Annotated in this window: 14 protein-coding genes; 12 read left to right on the forward strand and 2 right to left on the reverse strand. The window is 42.7% G+C overall.

Features of this window, described 5'->3' with window-relative positions; genetic code table 11:
- Window positions 1-65: 65 nt before the first annotated feature.
- Window positions 66-1,415 carry a GntP family permease gene (locus C228_RS0104325; protein ID WP_018651466.1) on the reverse strand — a complete coding sequence of 450 codons (1,350 nt, stop codon included), beginning with the start codon at window positions 1,413-1,415 and terminating at the stop codon, window positions 66-68.
- A 177-nt stretch (window positions 1,416-1,592) separates the two neighbouring features.
- Between C228_RS0104325 and C228_RS0104330 the strand changes: the two genes are divergently transcribed.
- Window positions 1,593-2,105 carry a gluconokinase gene (locus C228_RS0104330; protein WP_018651467.1) on the forward strand — a complete coding sequence of 171 codons (513 nt, stop codon included), beginning with the start codon at window positions 1,593-1,595 and terminating at the stop codon, window positions 2,103-2,105.
- A gap of 79 nt (window positions 2,106-2,184) precedes the next feature.
- Here C228_RS0104330 and gntR read toward each other — a convergent pair whose 3' ends face one another.
- Window positions 2,185-3,183, reverse strand: a complete 999-nt coding sequence (gene gntR, locus C228_RS0104335) for a gluconate operon transcriptional repressor GntR (protein WP_018651468.1) — start codon at window positions 3,181-3,183, stop codon at window positions 2,185-2,187.
- 135 nt (window positions 3,184-3,318) lie between these two features.
- Between gntR and C228_RS0104340 the strand changes: the two genes are divergently transcribed.
- From C228_RS0104340 to mutS, 11 genes are all read left to right on the forward strand, one after another.
- A complete protein-coding gene (locus C228_RS0104340; RefSeq protein ID WP_018651469.1) occupies window positions 3,319-4,308 on the forward strand; it encodes a substrate-binding domain-containing protein in 990 nt (329 codons plus the stop codon).
- Window positions 4,309-4,429: 121 nt separating this feature from the next.
- On the forward strand, window positions 4,430-4,849 hold the full coding sequence (rbsD, locus tag C228_RS0104345; RefSeq protein ID WP_018651470.1) for a D-ribose pyranase: 420 nt from the start codon (window positions 4,430-4,432) through the stop codon (window positions 4,847-4,849).
- Window positions 4,850-4,861: 12 nt separating this feature from the next.
- Window positions 4,862-6,343, forward strand: coding sequence for a ribose ABC transporter ATP-binding protein RbsA (gene rbsA, locus C228_RS0104350; RefSeq protein WP_018651471.1), 1,482 nt, complete (start codon window positions 4,862-4,864; stop codon window positions 6,341-6,343).
- A 56-nt stretch (window positions 6,344-6,399) separates the two neighbouring features.
- The gene (gene rbsC, locus C228_RS0104355; protein ID WP_018651472.1) at window positions 6,400-7,359 is read left to right on the forward strand and encodes a ribose ABC transporter permease; all 960 of its coding nucleotides are present in this window, start codon (window positions 6,400-6,402) and stop codon (window positions 7,357-7,359) included.
- Between the two features lie 23 nt (window positions 7,360-7,382).
- Window positions 7,383-8,255, forward strand: a complete 873-nt coding sequence (gene rbsB, locus C228_RS0104360; RefSeq protein WP_018651473.1) for a ribose ABC transporter substrate-binding protein RbsB — start codon at window positions 7,383-7,385, stop codon at window positions 8,253-8,255.
- Window positions 8,256-8,327: 72 nt separating this feature from the next.
- Complete coding sequence (gene rbsK / locus C228_RS0104365; RefSeq protein WP_018651474.1) at window positions 8,328-9,239, forward strand: ribokinase; 912 nt, start codon at window positions 8,328-8,330, stop codon at window positions 9,237-9,239.
- Between the two features lie 118 nt (window positions 9,240-9,357).
- Entirely contained in the window at window positions 9,358-9,834 is a 477-nt protein-coding gene (locus C228_RS0104370) for a YchJ family protein (protein ID WP_018651475.1), read from the forward strand.
- A 214-nt stretch (window positions 9,835-10,048) separates the two neighbouring features.
- Window positions 10,049-10,831 (forward strand): amino acid ABC transporter substrate-binding protein, encoded by a 783-nt coding sequence (locus C228_RS0104375; RefSeq protein ID WP_018651476.1) that lies wholly within the window; start codon window positions 10,049-10,051, stop codon window positions 10,829-10,831.
- Between the two features lie 163 nt (window positions 10,832-10,994).
- Window positions 10,995-11,711, forward strand: coding sequence for an amino acid ABC transporter permease (locus C228_RS0104380; RefSeq protein WP_018651477.1), 717 nt, complete (start codon window positions 10,995-10,997; stop codon window positions 11,709-11,711).
- A 21-nt stretch (window positions 11,712-11,732) separates the two neighbouring features.
- The gene (locus C228_RS0104385) at window positions 11,733-12,482 is read left to right on the forward strand and encodes an amino acid ABC transporter ATP-binding protein (RefSeq protein ID WP_018651478.1); all 750 of its coding nucleotides are present in this window, start codon (window positions 11,733-11,735) and stop codon (window positions 12,480-12,482) included.
- A 165-nt stretch (window positions 12,483-12,647) separates the two neighbouring features.
- Window positions 12,648-15,242 (forward strand): DNA mismatch repair protein MutS, encoded by a 2,595-nt coding sequence (gene mutS / locus C228_RS0104390; protein ID WP_018651479.1) that lies wholly within the window; start codon window positions 12,648-12,650, stop codon window positions 15,240-15,242.
- The last annotated feature ends 78 nt before the right edge of the window (window positions 15,243-15,320 follow it).

Genomic DNA, 15,320 nt, shown 5'->3' on the forward strand with positions numbered 1-15,320 from the left:
ATATGAGATCTAGATCAGTTTTTTATAAAAAAGCCCTTTGTTAGTAACAAGGGGCTTGTTATTTATTAAAGTAAAATACTGCCGATTAATGCAATGATAAATCCGACTACACCAATTGAGGTCTCTAATGTCGTCCACGTTTTTAAAGTGGTTTTTGTATCCATTTCTAAGAAACGGCTCATTAACCAGAAACCGGAGTCATTCACGTGAGAAAGTACTGTCGCACCGGAAGCAATCGCAATCACAATAAAGCAAAGGTCAAATTGGCTTAAATCGGTTGATGCGGCAACACTCGGCGCGATTAATGCTGCAGCCGTAGTTAATGCAACGGTTGCCGAACCTTGTGCGACTCGCATCGCTACCGCAATAATAAATGCCGCCACAATAATCGGCATACCGGTATCCGAAAGCATTGAAGATAATACATCGCCGATACCGCTGGCACGTAATACGCCACCGAACATACCGCCCGCACCGGTTACTAAAATAATTGAGCAAATCGGACCTAACGCATTGTTACATAGACTTTCAATTTGTTCGTAACTACGCTCACCACGTAATAACATAATCGCCAGTAATAAAGTGATTAATAATGCCACCGGTGTTTTACCGATTAAACGTAAGCTTTGTACCCAAAGTTCGGAACCGTCAATCACTTTAGCCACACTTAACGTATTTAAGCCGGTATCAAATAAAATTAAGAAGATCGGTAATACTAAGATAAATAACACTCGACCGAATGACGGTGGTGTTTGTACCGAGGTTTCACTAATTGCCGTCGCATTTAAAAATGCTTTCGGTAATTCTACGTGAATATGTTTACTGATAAACATACTAAATAGGTAAGTACCGATATACCAAGTAGGAATCGCACAGATTAAACCGACAATCACCATCAATCCCATATTTACCCCAAGTAAATCACCCGAAGCGACTGGACCCGGATGTGGAGGTAGAAAAGCGTGCATTACCGCAAACGCACCAGCAACCGGAAAAGCATAACGTAATACCGAACCGCCGAATTGTTTTGCTACGCTAAATACAATCGGTAACATCACTACCAGACCGGCATCGAAGAAAATCGGGAAACCGAAGAGTAATGCTGCCACACCTAATGCGAATGGTGCTTTTTTTTCGCCGAATTTATTGATTAGCGTATCGGCTAATACTTTTGCCCCGCCGGTAATTTCCAATAAGCGCCCAATCATCGCCCCTAAACCGACTAATAAGGCGACTGATGCCAATGTATTGCCGAAGCCGCTCAGTAAAGTCGGCAGAATTTTATCTACCGGAATACCGGCAGCCAGTGCAGTTAATAAACTGACAATCAGTAATGCGACAAACGCATGTACTTTGAATTTTATGATCAATACCAATAGCGCGATGATAGCTATTGCCATAATAAAAATTAACATAAGAACCTCGAATAGAAGTATTAAATTGTTACTGGTAACATAAATTTAATCGTTTGCGATGTAAATAGATTGTTAGAATTAATTTTAAATTTGAGATATATATCACAAAATCAAATGTTACCTGTAACATTAAGTAAAAAAATCTGTTATGTTGGAAGGAAATAGGAGGAAGCTCAAATGAAATCTGGTCAAAGTTTTATTTTAATGGGGGTATCGAGCACCGGTAAAACCACTATAGGCAGTGAAGTGGCTCGTCGTTTAGGCATTAAATTGATTGACGGTGATGATCTACACCCGAGAGTGAATATCCTCAAAATGGCTCAAGGGCAGCCGTTAAATGACGAAGATCGTTTCCCATGGTTGGAACGGATTAATGATGCCGCATTTAGCTTAGAACAAAAAAATGAAATCGGAATTATTGTTTGTTCAGCGTTGAAAAAGAAATACCGTGATCAAATTCGCCAAGGCAATCAAAAGGTGAAATTTATTCATTTACACGGTTCATTTGAGCTTATTTTAGAGCGAATGAAAAAGCGTAAAGGGCATTTTATGAAAACCGAAATGCTGAAAAGCCAGTTTGATACGTTAGAAATTCCGCAAGCGGACGAACCGGATGTCATTTCGATTGATATCAGCGGCAGTTTTGAAAATGTAGTGCAATTGTGCGTACAGGCAATTCAAGCACAGTGATAAAGAGAACGGAATGTTGGGTAGAACAAGCAGTCATTTTCTGCAAATTTTTTGCGAAATGTGACCGCTTTTTTATCGCTTAAATCGTTTCACCTATATGAATTTTATAGCCAAGATTGATAACTTCATCTTGTGGCGTTTGGTGATTAATTCGATTTAGTAATTGCTGGGCGGCAACTTTGCCGATTTCAAATCGAGGGGTAATTACACTCGCCAATTGAGGGGTAATCGATTGACCAACATCATGTCCATGAAAACCGGCTATCGCAATTTGTTGTGGCACTTTGATACCTAGGCGTCGGCATTCGAACAATGCACCGATGGCTAAATCGTCATTGGTACAGAAAATACCGTCGATATTCGGGTATTTTTCCAGCGCAATATGCAGTTGTCTTGCCCCCAAAGTAAAAGATGATGATTCTTCCGTAGCAATAGTGTAAGGCGTTAGTTTATGCTTTTGCATGGCTAGTTCGTAACCACGCATTTTTAAACGGGTACGTTTATCCATTCTTGCCGAAAAATAAACGACTTGGCGACAACCGCGTTTGATCATGGTTTCAACCATGGCTTGAGCTGCAAAAATATTGTCAAAACCGACTGCTTGTTGTAGCCCTTGTTCACTGGTATCCATTATTTCAATCACCGGAATTTTCGCTACGCTTAATATTTTGAGCGTACGCTCACTGTGGTGATTTTCCGATAAGATCAATCCGTCCACATGATAAGAAAGGAGCGATTCAATACGTTGTTCTTCTTTTTGCTCGCTATAACCATAGTGGGCGAGCATGGTTTGATACCCTGCTGCATCGGTTACGCTTTCAATCCCTTTTAACACATCGGCAAATACCTGATTGGTTAAAGACGGCAGCAACACGCCGATCGCTTTACTTTTGGCATTGGACAGAATATCTGGTGCTCGATTCGGGATATAACCGAACTGTTCAATCGCAACGGCAATTCGTTTACCGGTCTCTTCTGCCACCGAAGCCGGATTACGTAAATAGCGACTGATGGTCATTTTGGTAATGCCTAAATGTTCGGCAATATCTTGTAAAGTCGGGCGTTTATGTTTGATCATAATGTGAAATTTTGTGAAGTATGTCGCTATTTTAACGGAAAGTATGATTTTATGTTTTATTTGCAAAATAACAAGCGGTAAGATTTTAGCAAAATTTTGCAAAACCCTATTGTAAGCACCTATGAAGGCAATTTTATGGCAACAATGAAAGATATAGCTCGTATTGCGGGCGTTTCCACTTCCACCGTCTCCCATGTGATCAATAACTCACGTTTTGTCAGTGATGAAATTCGTCAGCGGATCGAAAAAGTGGTGGCGGAACTCAATTACACGCCTTCATTGGTGGCTCGCAGCCTGAAAGTAAAAGAAACCAACACGATCGGTATGTTGGTAACCACCAGCAGCAACCCGTTTTTTGCGGAAGTGGTGCGTCATGTTGAGCGTTATTGCGAACAACATAACTATCATTTAATTTTGGTGAATACTGACGGTAACAGTACCAATTTAGAACAACATTTAGCTCGCTTGTTACGCAAACAAGTGGACGGTTTATTATTGATGTGTTCCGAGCCGCAAGATTTAGACGAAAGCGTGATGGCGAATATTCAATTACCGATGGTGGTGATTGACTGGTGGCAACAGGCGCTAAATGCGGACAAAGTGCATGAAAATTCAGAATTAGGTGGTTATCTTGCGACAAAAGCGTTAATTGATGCCGGCTATAGCGAGATTGCGGTGATTACCGGTGAACAATCAAAATCACATACTCTCAACCGCTTACATGGCTACAAGCGGGCGATTTTGGAGGCAAATTTGCAAATTTATCCGGAATGGATTGTTGAAGGTCATTTTGATTATCAAGCCGGTTTGGAATGTGCAAGTCGATTATTGGCGCTAAACGCTCGCCCTCAAGCGATTTTTGCGATGAGCGATAGCATTGCAATCGGCGTATATCAAGCCGCTTGGCAAGCCGGTTTGCGTATTCCGCAAGATATTGCGGTGATCGGTTACGATAATATCGAATTAGCACAATATCTCGCTCCACCGCTTTCTACGATTCATCAACCCAAAGCTCGTTTGGCAAAAAATGCGGTGGAACAATTGATTGCCCGTATTCATCAGCCGGATAAAGCCTATCAAGAAATCGAACTTACCCCCGAACTTGTCGTTCGCCGTTCTTTTTAAAAAATTTGTGATAGACCTCTCAAATCCGACAAGAAGCGTTTGCTTTTTTACGTAATTTTTTTTATTTTTTTACTCATCGAAACGTTTCGATAAAATAAAAAGTAACCAAAAAGGAGGAAATATGAAAAAAACAGCGGTATTAAATGCACAACTTTCCGGTGTGATTGCCAGCCTAGGGCATACGGACGGCTTAACCATTTGTGACGCTGGCTTACCGATTCCTTCTGAACAACAATGTGTTGATTTAGCCCTTACTAAAGGTGTACCAAGTTTTTTATCTACCTTGGAAGTGGTGCTAACTGAACTCTTTGTCGAACGTATTTTATTGGCGGAAGAAATTAAACAATTTAACCCGAGCATTGAACAGCAGTTAATTGAAATTATTGATGAACTTGAGCAAGAGCAAGGGCGTAGAATTGAGGTGGAATACGTGGCGCACAGTGAATTTAAGCAACGTAGTAATCAAGCGAAAGCGGTGGTGCGTACCGGTGAATGTTCGCCGTATGCGAATGTGATTCTTTATTCAGGCGTACCGTTCTAGAGCGAGGAAACTATGAAAACCTTGTTGAAAATCAGTGGGATTGATAAAGCCTTTCCTGGTGTGCAAGCGTTAAAAAATGCCTGTTTGAATGTGTATGCCGGTAGAGCAATGGCGCTAATGGGCGAGAATGGTGCGGGCAAATCAACCCTGATGAAAATTCTGACCGGTATTTATCAGCGTGATGCCGGTACGATTGAATACCTTGGTAAAGCGGTCTGCTTTGCCAATCCAAAAGCCTCGCAAGAAGCCGGTTTAAGTATTATTCATCAAGAACTCAATATTTTGGGTAACTTGTCGATTGCGGAAAATATTTTCCTCGGGCGTGAATTTACTAACGCTTGGGGCGGTATTGACTGGCGCAAAATGTATGAGGAATCCGACCGCTTGTTGGCGCGTCTCGGGGTAAAACATTCCAGTCGCCAAGCAGCAAACGAATTATCGATCGGCGAATTACAAATGGTGGAAATCGCCAAGGCTTTGAGTTTTGAATCACAGGTGATTGTGATGGACGAGCCGACCGATGCGCTGACCGATGCCGAAACTGAAGCGTTATTCAGCGTGATTCGAGAACTGAAAGCGGAAGGACGAGGTATTGTTTATATTTCTCACCGTTTAAAAGAAATCTTCCAAATTTGTGATGATGTGACTGTACTGCGTGACGGTCAATTTATCGGTGAAAGTACAGTGGCGGATTTAACCGAAGATCGTTTAATTGAGATGATGGTTGGGCGTAAGTTAGAAGATCAATATCCGCATATTGATAATCCGATCGGCGAGGTTTGTTTATCGGTTAAAAATTTATCCGGTAGCGGTGTGAATAACGTTTCGTTTGAATTACATAAAGGCGAAATTTTAGGTGTTTCCGGTTTGATGGGCGCAGGTCGTACCGAATTAATGAAAGTGTTGTACGGTGCATTACCGCAAACCGCCGGCGAAGTGCGATTAGACGGAAAAGTGATTGATAACCGCTCCAGTCAAGACGGCTTAAATAACGGCATTGTCTATATTTCGGAAGACCGTAAAGGTGACGGCTTAATTTTAGGTATGTCGGTCAAAGAAAATATGTCGCTGACCGCTTTGGAATATTTATCGAATTGGGGACGTATTAACCACGAAAAAGAAAATATGACCGTGGTGGATTTTATCGATCTGTTTAATATCAAAACCCCAAGTCCGGATAAGATTATCGGCGAATTATCCGGTGGTAATCAGCAAAAAGTGGCGATTGCCAAAGGCTTAATGACTCGCCCGAACGTGTTGATTTTAGATGAACCGACCCGAGGTGTGGATGTAGGGGCGAAAAAAGAAATCTATCAACTGATTAATAAATTCAAAGCCGAAGGTTTGAGCATTATTTTAGTCTCAAGCGATATGTCGGAAGTATTAGGGATGTCCGATCGCATTATTGTAATGCGAGAAGGCGCCATTCGTGGCGAGTTTTCTCGTACAGAAGCTACTCAAGAAAAATTATTAGCAGCAGCAATCGGCAAATAAGTTAGGCGCTTTTACAAGCGGTCAAATTTAGCAAGAATTTTGCAAAAGGAATCAATATGAACAAAGCATTTAATCTAAAAAAATTCCTGATAGAACAACGTTCTATCATTGCATTACTCGCATTAATTGCAGTGGTGTCATTTTTAAATCCGAATTTTTTTAGTGTCGATAACTTACTGAATATCCTACGCCAAACGTCAGTGAATGCGATTATTGCGATCGGTATGACGTTTGTGATTTTAATTGCCGGGATTGACCTTTCGGTCGGTTCGGTTTTAGCACTAACCGGAGCGGTAGCGGCAACCTTAATCGGTTTAGATCTCTCGATTTATTTAGTTGTACCGGCTGTATTGTTATTTGGTGCGGCAATCGGCTTGTTAAACGGTGCGTTAGTTGCCTTCGGTAAAGTACAGGCGTTTATGGCAACGTTAATCACTATGTTGTTATTACGTGGTGTCACCATGATTTATATGGAAGGTCGCCCGATTTCTACCGGTTTTTCCGACAATGCCGATTATTTTGCCGAGATTGGTACTGGTGAATTATTCGGTGTACCGGTGCCGGTTTGGTTAATGTTTATCTTATTTGCGATCGGTTGGTTTATTCTGACTCAAACCCGTATCGGTCGTTATATTTATGCGCTTGGCGGTAATGAATCGGCAACCGCACTTTCCGGTATCAACGTGAATAAAATCAAACTATTTGTGTTTGCAGTCAGCGGCGTGTTAGCAGCACTAGCAGGTTTAATTGTTACCTCTCGTTTAGGTTCGGCACAACCGACCGCCGGTACCGGGTATGAACTCGATGCGATTGCGGCGGTTGTGGTTGGCGGAACTAGTTTAATGGGCGGTAAAGGCCGTATTATCGGTACATTAATCGGTGCGTTAATTATCGGCTTCCTCAGCAATGCGTTGAATTTATTAGATATTGACTCTTACTATCAGCTTGTCGCAAAAGCGTTAGTAATTTTAGCAGCGGTTATTTTGGATAACTTCCTTGGCCGTAAAAAAGCGTAACCTACTCTCAAAAGGAGATTCCTATGAAAAAATTAACTTCTTTAGCGCTTGCATTAGGTTTGGCATTCGGTGCAAAAGCAATGGCGCAAGACACATTGGCGTTAGCGGTTTCTACGCTGGATAACCCGTTCTTCGTTACCTTAAAAGAAGGGGCAGAGAAAAAAGCCAAAGACCTTGGTTACAAATTAGTGGTGTTAGATTCCCAAAATGACCCAGCAAAAGAATTAGCGAATGTGGAAGATCTCACGGTGCGTGGTGCGAAAGTATTACTGATTAACCCGACGGATTCGGAAGCAGTCGGTAATGCGGTGGCGATTGCGAATAAGAAAAATATTCCCGTCATTACTTTAGACCGTGGTGCGAATAAAGGCGAAGTGGCGAGCCACATCGCTTCGGATAATGTTGCCGGCGGTAAAATGGCGGGCGATTTTATTGCGGAGAAAGTCGGTAAAAACGCTAAGGTTATCCAATTAGAAGGGATTGCTGGCACATCAGCGGCACGTGAGCGTGGTGAAGGCTTTAAACAAGCGGTAGCGGCAAACCAATTTGAAGTATTAGCTAGCCAACCGGCGGATTTTGACCGTACCAAAGGTTTAAACGTAACCGAAAACTTACTGGCAAGCCACGGTGCGGCAAAAGCGGTATTTGCACAAAATGATGAAATGGCGTTAGGCGCATTACGTGCGATTAAAGCGGCGGGTAAAGATATTATCGTCGTCGGCTTTGACGGTACGGATGATGCGGTGAAAGCGGTAAAAGGCGGAAAACTTGCGGCAACCATCGCACAACAACCGGATAAAATCGGTGAGCTAGGCGTGGAAACAGCGGATAAATTGCTTAAAGGCGAAAAAGTTGAAGCGAAAATTCCAGTGCCGTTAAAAGTAATTAGTCAGTAATTTTGGCTCCGGAATCGTTATTTTGACTGTTCCGGCATCGCTAGGTTTGTTTGAGGTCGGTTTGAGGTAATTATGAAAAAACTTTGTGTGTTGGGCAGCGTAAATGCGGATCATGTTATTCGAGTTCCTTATTTCCCGAAAGCGGGCGAAACGCTGAAAGGCGGTGATTATCATATCGCTTATGGCGGCAAAGGGGCGAATCAAGCGGTAGCTGCGGCTCGTGTGCGAGATACATCATTAGTTGAAGTGGATTTTATCGCTTGTATTGGGGCTGATGATATTGGGCGAGCAATGAAACAAGCGTTTGTGCAGGACGGCATTAATCCCGAACACATTGTTGAAGTGGCTGATCAAATGACTGGCATTGCCATGATTCAAGTGGCGGACTCAGGCGAGAACAGCATTGTGATTTCCGCCGGCGCGAATGAAAAGCTAGATGAAAGCGTGGTGGCACAGCATCAAACTACGATTGAAAACGCAGATTGCCTATTGATTCAGCTCGAAACGCCGTTACAAGCGGTCGAAAAAGCGCTAAAAATTGCGAAAGCTCATCACACCCAAGTGATTTTAAATCCGGCGCCGGCACACCCTCTTTCGGACGACATTTTGGCGAATATCGATATGATAACCCCAAATGAAACCGAAACCGTCTTACTGACAGGCGTTCAAGTGGTCGATGAACAAACCGCCCAACAAGCAGCGAATGTATTCCATCAAAAAGGTATTCAAACCGTGTTAATTACTTTGGGGGAGAAAGGGGCGTTTTTAAGTGAAAACGGTAACGGCGAAATCATTGCCGGTTTTAAAGTGACACCTGTGGACACAACCGCCGCCGGCGATACCTTTAACGGCGCATTGGCGGTGGCTTTATTAGAAGGCAAGTCTATGCGAGATGCTGTGATGTTCGCCCACAAAGCCTCTTCGATTTCAGTCACTCGTATGGGCGCACAAAGTTCAATTCCAACTCGGGCGGAATTACACTAATTATAAACGGAAGAGCACATGATTAATTGTGCTCTTTTCTTTTTATGGTGATGGGATTTTTGCTGTATTTCATTTGTTTCATCGTTACAATATCGTGCGTAAAAAGAGGAATGCAAAAATGTCAAAAAATTTAACCGCTTGTCCGTGTCAGTCGGGTAAGCATTATGCGCAATGTTGTCAGCCGTTTCATCTCAAGCAAGCTTATCCGGCAACGGCAGAGCAGTTAATGCGTTCACGCTATGCGGCTTATACTTTGGTGAATATTGATTATATTGTGGAGACTACCGTCCCTAGCCAGCAGAAATTTTTGGATCAGGCAGCGATGAAAGCGTGGGGTGAAAGTACCAAATGGGCGGGATTAGAAATTCTCTCTCACAAGCCGAATATCAGTAAAATTCACAGTTTAGTAGAATTTAAAGCGTTATTTAACACCGAAAACGGCGTAGAGGCGCATCACGAAGTATCGTTATTCGTGCAAGCAGACAAACGTTGGTATTTTGTTGATCCAACGGTGCAGCTGCCTTCGCAAAAGCAAAATTGTATATGTGGCTCTGCTAAAAAATTCAAACATTGTTGCGGCGCATATCTCGTCTAGTCTTGATTACAAGCGGTTATTTTTTGCAAAATTTTGCGAAAATTCGACCGCTTGTTTTATCTCCAATTCGTTCAAATTAACATCCTTACAACATTTAGCTAAGTGTTATTCCATTTAGTTATTTGAAGCTTGCATAAATTTCTCTAATAATTCGAAAAAACACAACTTCATACATTTTATCTATTGATTTTCTCTAATTAAGAGGGTTCCTACTATGTTAAAAAAATTATCAGTGATTACGGTTTCAGCTATCGCTCTTGCAACATCAGCAACTTCGTTTGCTAAAGAAACATTACTTGAAAGAATTAATGCCAAAGGGACGATTACTGTCGGTACTGAAGGGACTTATGCGCCGTTCACTTATCATGATGCAAGCGGTAAATTAACCGGTTATGATGTGGAAGTAACGCGTGCGGTTGCTGAAAAGTTAGGTGTTAAAGTTGAATTTAAAGAAACGCAATGGGACGCAATGTTAGCCGGTTTAAAAGCGGATCGTTTCGATTTAGTGGCAAACCAAGTAGGTTTAACCACACCGGAACGCCAAGCTACTTTTGATAAATCGGAAGCGTATAGCTGGTCAGGTGCGGCATTAGTGGTGCGTAATGACGAAGAAAAAATCAAGCAAGCATCGGATGTTAAAGGGATGAAAGCCGCTCAAACGTTAAGCTCAAACTACGGCGAATTAGCGCGTGATAACGGTGCGAACATTGTGCCGATTGACGGTATGGCGCAAGGCTTATTACTCATTCAACAAAAACGTGCGGATTCAACTTTCAACGATAATCTTGCGTTATTGGATTATTTGAAGAAAAACCCGAAATCAGGTTTAAAAATTGTTTGGGAATCACCTGAAAAAGTGGGCGCCGGTTTAGTAGCGAACAAAGGTAACCAAGAAGCGTTAAACAAAATTAGTGCGGCAATTGTTGAGTTACAAAAAGACGGCACGTTGAAAAAGCTCGGCGAGCAATTCTTTGGCCGAGATATTAGTGTGAAATAACTCAATACGTTCAGACGCTTTGAAGCAAGCGGTCTAAATCTGCAAATTTTTAGCAAATTTAGACCGCTTGTTTTTCTTTTTAAATTATTTAGACGTCTAGACGTATACATTTCTATCTATATCCCTTAGAATTTCATTAAATCAATTTTTATTAGGATAGTTTGTGTTAGAAAATTTATTACTGCAAATTCCATTTATGGACGAGGCACGTGTGAAACTGGTGATGGATGCTTTCTTCCCGATGGTTGAAGCGGCGGTGTTGGTTTCCATTCCGCTGGCGATTGCTTCTTTTATTATCGGTATGGCGATTGCGGTCGGTGTTGCGTTAATTCGAGTGACACCGGTAAATGGTATGCTACACCGCATTGCACTTGCGATTGTGAAAGTGTATATCTCGATTATCCGAGGCACGCCGATGTTGGTGCAAATCTCGGTGGTGTTTTACGGTTTGCCGGCGATCGGTGTGTATATTGATCCGATTCCGGCGGCGATTATCGGTTTCTCATTGAATATCGGCGCATACGGTTCGGAAACCGTGCGTGCGGCGATTTCTTCCGTGCCGAAAGGGCAATGGGAAGCCGGTTATACAATCGGTATGACCTATATGCAAACCTTTCGCCGTATTATTGTGCCGCAAGCAATTCGAGTTGCAGTGCCACCGTTAAGTAATACCTTTATCGGTTTGTTTAAAGATACTTCGTTGGCTTCTGTGGTGACAGTAACGGAAATGTTCCGTGTCGCACAACAAATGGCGAATATGTCTTACGACTTCTTACCGGTATATATTGAGGCGGGTTTTATTTACTGGTGTTTCTGCTGGGTGCTTTTCTTGATTCAAGCAAAACTCGAACGCCGCTTTAACCGCTTTGTGGCGAAATAATGGTTAACCACGGAAAACAAGATGATAAAAATTAGTAATATTCATAAAACCTTTGGCGACAACACGATTTTACGAGGCATTGATTTAGAAATTAAAAAAGGTCAAGTGGTGGTGATTCTCGGACCTTCCGGTTCCGGTAAAACTACGTTTTTACGCTGTTTAAATGCGCTGGAAATGCCGGAGCAAGGCACAATCACGTTTGACGGCTCAGAGCCATTAAGCATAGATTTTTCAGCAAAAAATATCAAAAAACAGATTCTTGCCTTACGTCGTAAATCGGGTATGGTGTTCCAAAATTACAACTTATTTCCACACAAAACAGCATTAGAAAATGTGATGGAAGGTCCGGTATTTGTGCAAGGCAAAAAGCCGGAACAAGCCAAAGCGGAAGCTGAGAAATTATTGGTAAAAGTTGGTTTATCCGATAAAGCACAGCTTTACCCGTTCCAGCTCTCTGGTGGTCAGCAGCAGCGGGTCGGCATTGCACGTGCGTTAGCGATTCAACCGGAACTAATGTTATTTGACGAACCGACTTCGGCACTTGATCCGGAATTAGTGCAAGATGTATTGAATACCATGAAAGAGTTGGCGCTAGAAGGCTGGACAATGGTAGTGGTCACGCACGAAATCAAATTCGCATTAGATGTAGCGGATGTAGTGGTCGTGATGGACGGCGGTGAAATTGTTGAACAAGGCTCACCGGCACAACTTTTCCAGAATCCGCAACACGAACGCACTAAGCGTTTCTTACATCAAATCCGTGCGGATTAACCCTGCTAACAAGCGGTCTAAATTAGCAAAAATTTTGTAAATTTAAACCGCTTATTTTATTCTTCTTATCATTCCCTTACTCATTCCTTTTATGTCCCACTGTTTTTTCCATTTCTTCAATCTGTTACACTAATCCCCAATTTTGATTAACTAAATTGCGAACTTATGACTCAAGATCTTTCTAAACACACTCCAATGATGGCGCAATATTTGCAACTTAAAGCGCAAAATCCCGATATTTTGTTGTTCTATCGTATGGGCGATTTTTACGAATTATTTTATGACGATGCAAAAAAAGCTGCGGCGTTGTTAGATATTTCTTTGACCAAGCGCGGTGCTTCGGCAGGCGAGCCGATTCCGATGGCGGGCGTGCCTTATCATGCGGTGGAAAGCTATTTAGCCAAATTAGTCGCATTGGGTGAGTCAGTTGCGATTTGTGAGCAGATAGGCGATCCGGCAGCCAGTAAAGGGCCGGTTGAACGTAAAGTTGTGCGCATTGTTACCCCCGGTACCGTGAGTGATGAAGCATTATTACCGGAACGTCAGGACAATTTAGTCGCAGCGATTTATGAAGAAAAAGGCGTGTTTGCGATTGCAACTTTGGATATGACTTCCGGGCGTTTTTTAATTACCGAATTACCAAATAAGGAAGCACTCGCTGCCGAATTACAACGCTTACAACCGGCGGAAATTTTATATGCGGAAGATTTTTCTGCCGCTGAAATTTTAAATAATTATAAAGGTTTACGTCGCCGTCCGGTGTGGGAGTTTGAGTTAGTCACGGCGATTAATTTATTAAATCGCCAATTCGGTACACAAAGTTTAGCCGGTTTTGGGGTGGAAAAAGCCGTGGTGGCATTATGTGCGGCGGGTTGTGTTTTACACTATGCACAAGAAACACAACGTACCGCCTTACCGCATATCAACTGTATTCATCTGGCACAAAATAGCGATACCATTTTGCTGGATGCGGCAACTCGCCGTAACTTAGAACTCACCCAAAATTTAGCTGGTGGAACGGAAAATACTTTAGCGGCAGTTTTAGATAAGTGTGTTACGCCAATGGGTAGTCGTTTGCTGAAACGCTGGATTCATCAACCGATTCGTGACCTAGAAAAGTTGAAAAAGCGTCAAGATGTAATTAACACTTTACAACAAGAGCAATGTATCGAACTGCTTCAGCCGTTACTACAAAATGTCGGTGATATGGAGCGAATCCTTGCTCGTGTTGCATTACGCTCGGCTCGCCCTCGTGATTTAACCCGTTTGCGTACTGCCTTGGCACAATTGCCTGATATTGCAAAAAATGCGAAAAATTTGACCGCTTCTCTTGATGCACTTGTGGCACAAATAGGCGATTTCAGTGAATTACACGCACTGCTTGAACGTGCGATTATTGAAACGCCTCCACAATTAATTCGTGACGGCGGTGTGATTGCAGAAGGTTACAATGCGAAGTTGGACGAATGGCGAGAGCTTTCTGCCGGTGCAACGCAATATTTGGAAAATCTCGAAATTCGAGAAAGAGAAGCAACCGGTATTGATACGCTTAAAATTGGCTTTAATGCGGTACACGGCTACTATATTCAAATTAGCCAAGGGCAAGCGCATAAAGCCCCGATGCATTATGTTCGCCGTCAAACTTTGAAAAATGCCGAGCGCTATATTATTCCCGAACTGAAAACCTATGAAGATAAGGTGCTGAAAGCAAAAGGTGCGTCATTGGCATTGGAGAAACAACTTTATGATGAGTTGTTCGATTTACTTATGCCGCGTTTGGGCGAATTGCAGTTGGCGTCGATGGCATTATCCGAATTAGACGTTCTGACCAATCTTGCAGAACGAGCGGAAAGTTTGAACTATGTGCGTCCGACGTTCAGCTTACAACGAGGTGTGAATATCAAAGGCGGTCGCCATCCGGTGGTGGAACAAGTGTTGAAAGATCCGTTTATTGCCAATCCAGTATTCTTAAACGCACAACGTCATTTATTGGTGGTCACCGGTCCGAATATGGGCGGTAAAAGTACCTATATGCGCCAAATCGCATTGATCAGCTTAATGGCATATATCGGCAGTTTTGTACCGGCGGATAGTGCTGAAATCGGTGCGTTAGACCGCATTTTTACCCGTATCGGCGCAAGTGATGATTTAGCCTCTGGCCGTTCGACTTTTATGGTGGAAATGACCGAAATGGCGAATATTCTACATCAGGCAACCGAAAACAGCTTAGTGCTGATCGATGAAATCGGGCGTGGAACTTCAACTTATGACGGTTTATCGCTAGCGTGGGCGTGTGCCGAATGGTTAGCCAAGAAAACCCAATCGCTCACCTTATTTGCTACCCATTATTTTGAGCTGACCAGTTTACCGAGTCAGTTAAAAGGTGTGGCGAATGTGCATTTAGATGCTCGAGAACATCAAGATTCCATTGTGTTTATGCACAGCGTACAAGAAGGTGCAGCAAGTAAAAGTTACGGTTTGGCGGTAGCGGCACTTGCCGGTGTACCGAAACAGGTTATTCAACTAGCGAAACAGCGTTTAGTGCATTTGGAAGAAATCTCATTACAAACCAAAGAAGCGCACGATAACCCGCAAGGCGATCTCTTATTCAGTGCGGATTTGCAAGAATCCCCGCAAATTCAACCGCTTGTTGTACAACAAAGTGACGTGGAAAAAGCATTAATGAGCATCGATCCAGATGAACTTACTCCACGCCAAGCGTTGGATGAGTTATATCGTTTAAAGAAATTAATGGCTTAAAGGGAGAGAGCTACAGCGTGGCTCGGGTAAGTTAGTTCCATACGGCTCGTATGGAGTGAAAATGTATAGGACCGATAA

This window comes from Actinobacillus capsulatus DSM 19761 (assembly GCF_000374285.1).
GTDB classification, from domain to species: domain Bacteria; phylum Pseudomonadota; class Gammaproteobacteria; order Enterobacterales; family Pasteurellaceae; genus Actinobacillus; species Actinobacillus capsulatus.

Bases quoted from the DNA above. Each gene is read 5' to 3' on its own strand.
- C228_RS0104325 (WP_018651466.1), bottom strand. From the start codon at position 1,415: ATGTTAATTTTTATTATGGCAATAGCTATCATCGCGCTATTGGTATTG.
- C228_RS0104330 (WP_018651467.1), top strand. From the start codon at position 1,593: ATGAAATCTGGTCAAAGTTTTATTTTAATGGGGGTATCGAGCACCGGT.
- gntR (WP_018651468.1), bottom strand. From the start codon at position 3,183: ATGATCAAACATAAACGCCCGACTTTACAAGATATTGCCGAACATTTA.
- C228_RS0104340 (WP_018651469.1), top strand. From the start codon at position 3,319: ATGGCAACAATGAAAGATATAGCTCGTATTGCGGGCGTTTCCACTTCC.
- rbsD (WP_018651470.1), top strand. From the start codon at position 4,430: ATGAAAAAAACAGCGGTATTAAATGCACAACTTTCCGGTGTGATTGCC.
- rbsA (WP_018651471.1), top strand. From the start codon at position 4,862: ATGAAAACCTTGTTGAAAATCAGTGGGATTGATAAAGCCTTTCCTGGT.
- rbsC (WP_018651472.1), top strand. From the start codon at position 6,400: ATGAACAAAGCATTTAATCTAAAAAAATTCCTGATAGAACAACGTTCT.
- rbsB (WP_018651473.1), top strand. From the start codon at position 7,383: ATGAAAAAATTAACTTCTTTAGCGCTTGCATTAGGTTTGGCATTCGGT.
- rbsK (WP_018651474.1), top strand. From the start codon at position 8,328: ATGAAAAAACTTTGTGTGTTGGGCAGCGTAAATGCGGATCATGTTATT.
- C228_RS0104370 (WP_018651475.1), top strand. From the start codon at position 9,358: ATGTCAAAAAATTTAACCGCTTGTCCGTGTCAGTCGGGTAAGCATTAT.
- C228_RS0104375 (WP_018651476.1), top strand. From the start codon at position 10,049: ATGTTAAAAAAATTATCAGTGATTACGGTTTCAGCTATCGCTCTTGCA.
- C228_RS0104385 (WP_018651478.1), top strand. From the start codon at position 11,733: ATGATAAAAATTAGTAATATTCATAAAACCTTTGGCGACAACACGATT.
- mutS (WP_018651479.1), top strand. From the start codon at position 12,648: ATGACTCAAGATCTTTCTAAACACACTCCAATGATGGCGCAATATTTG.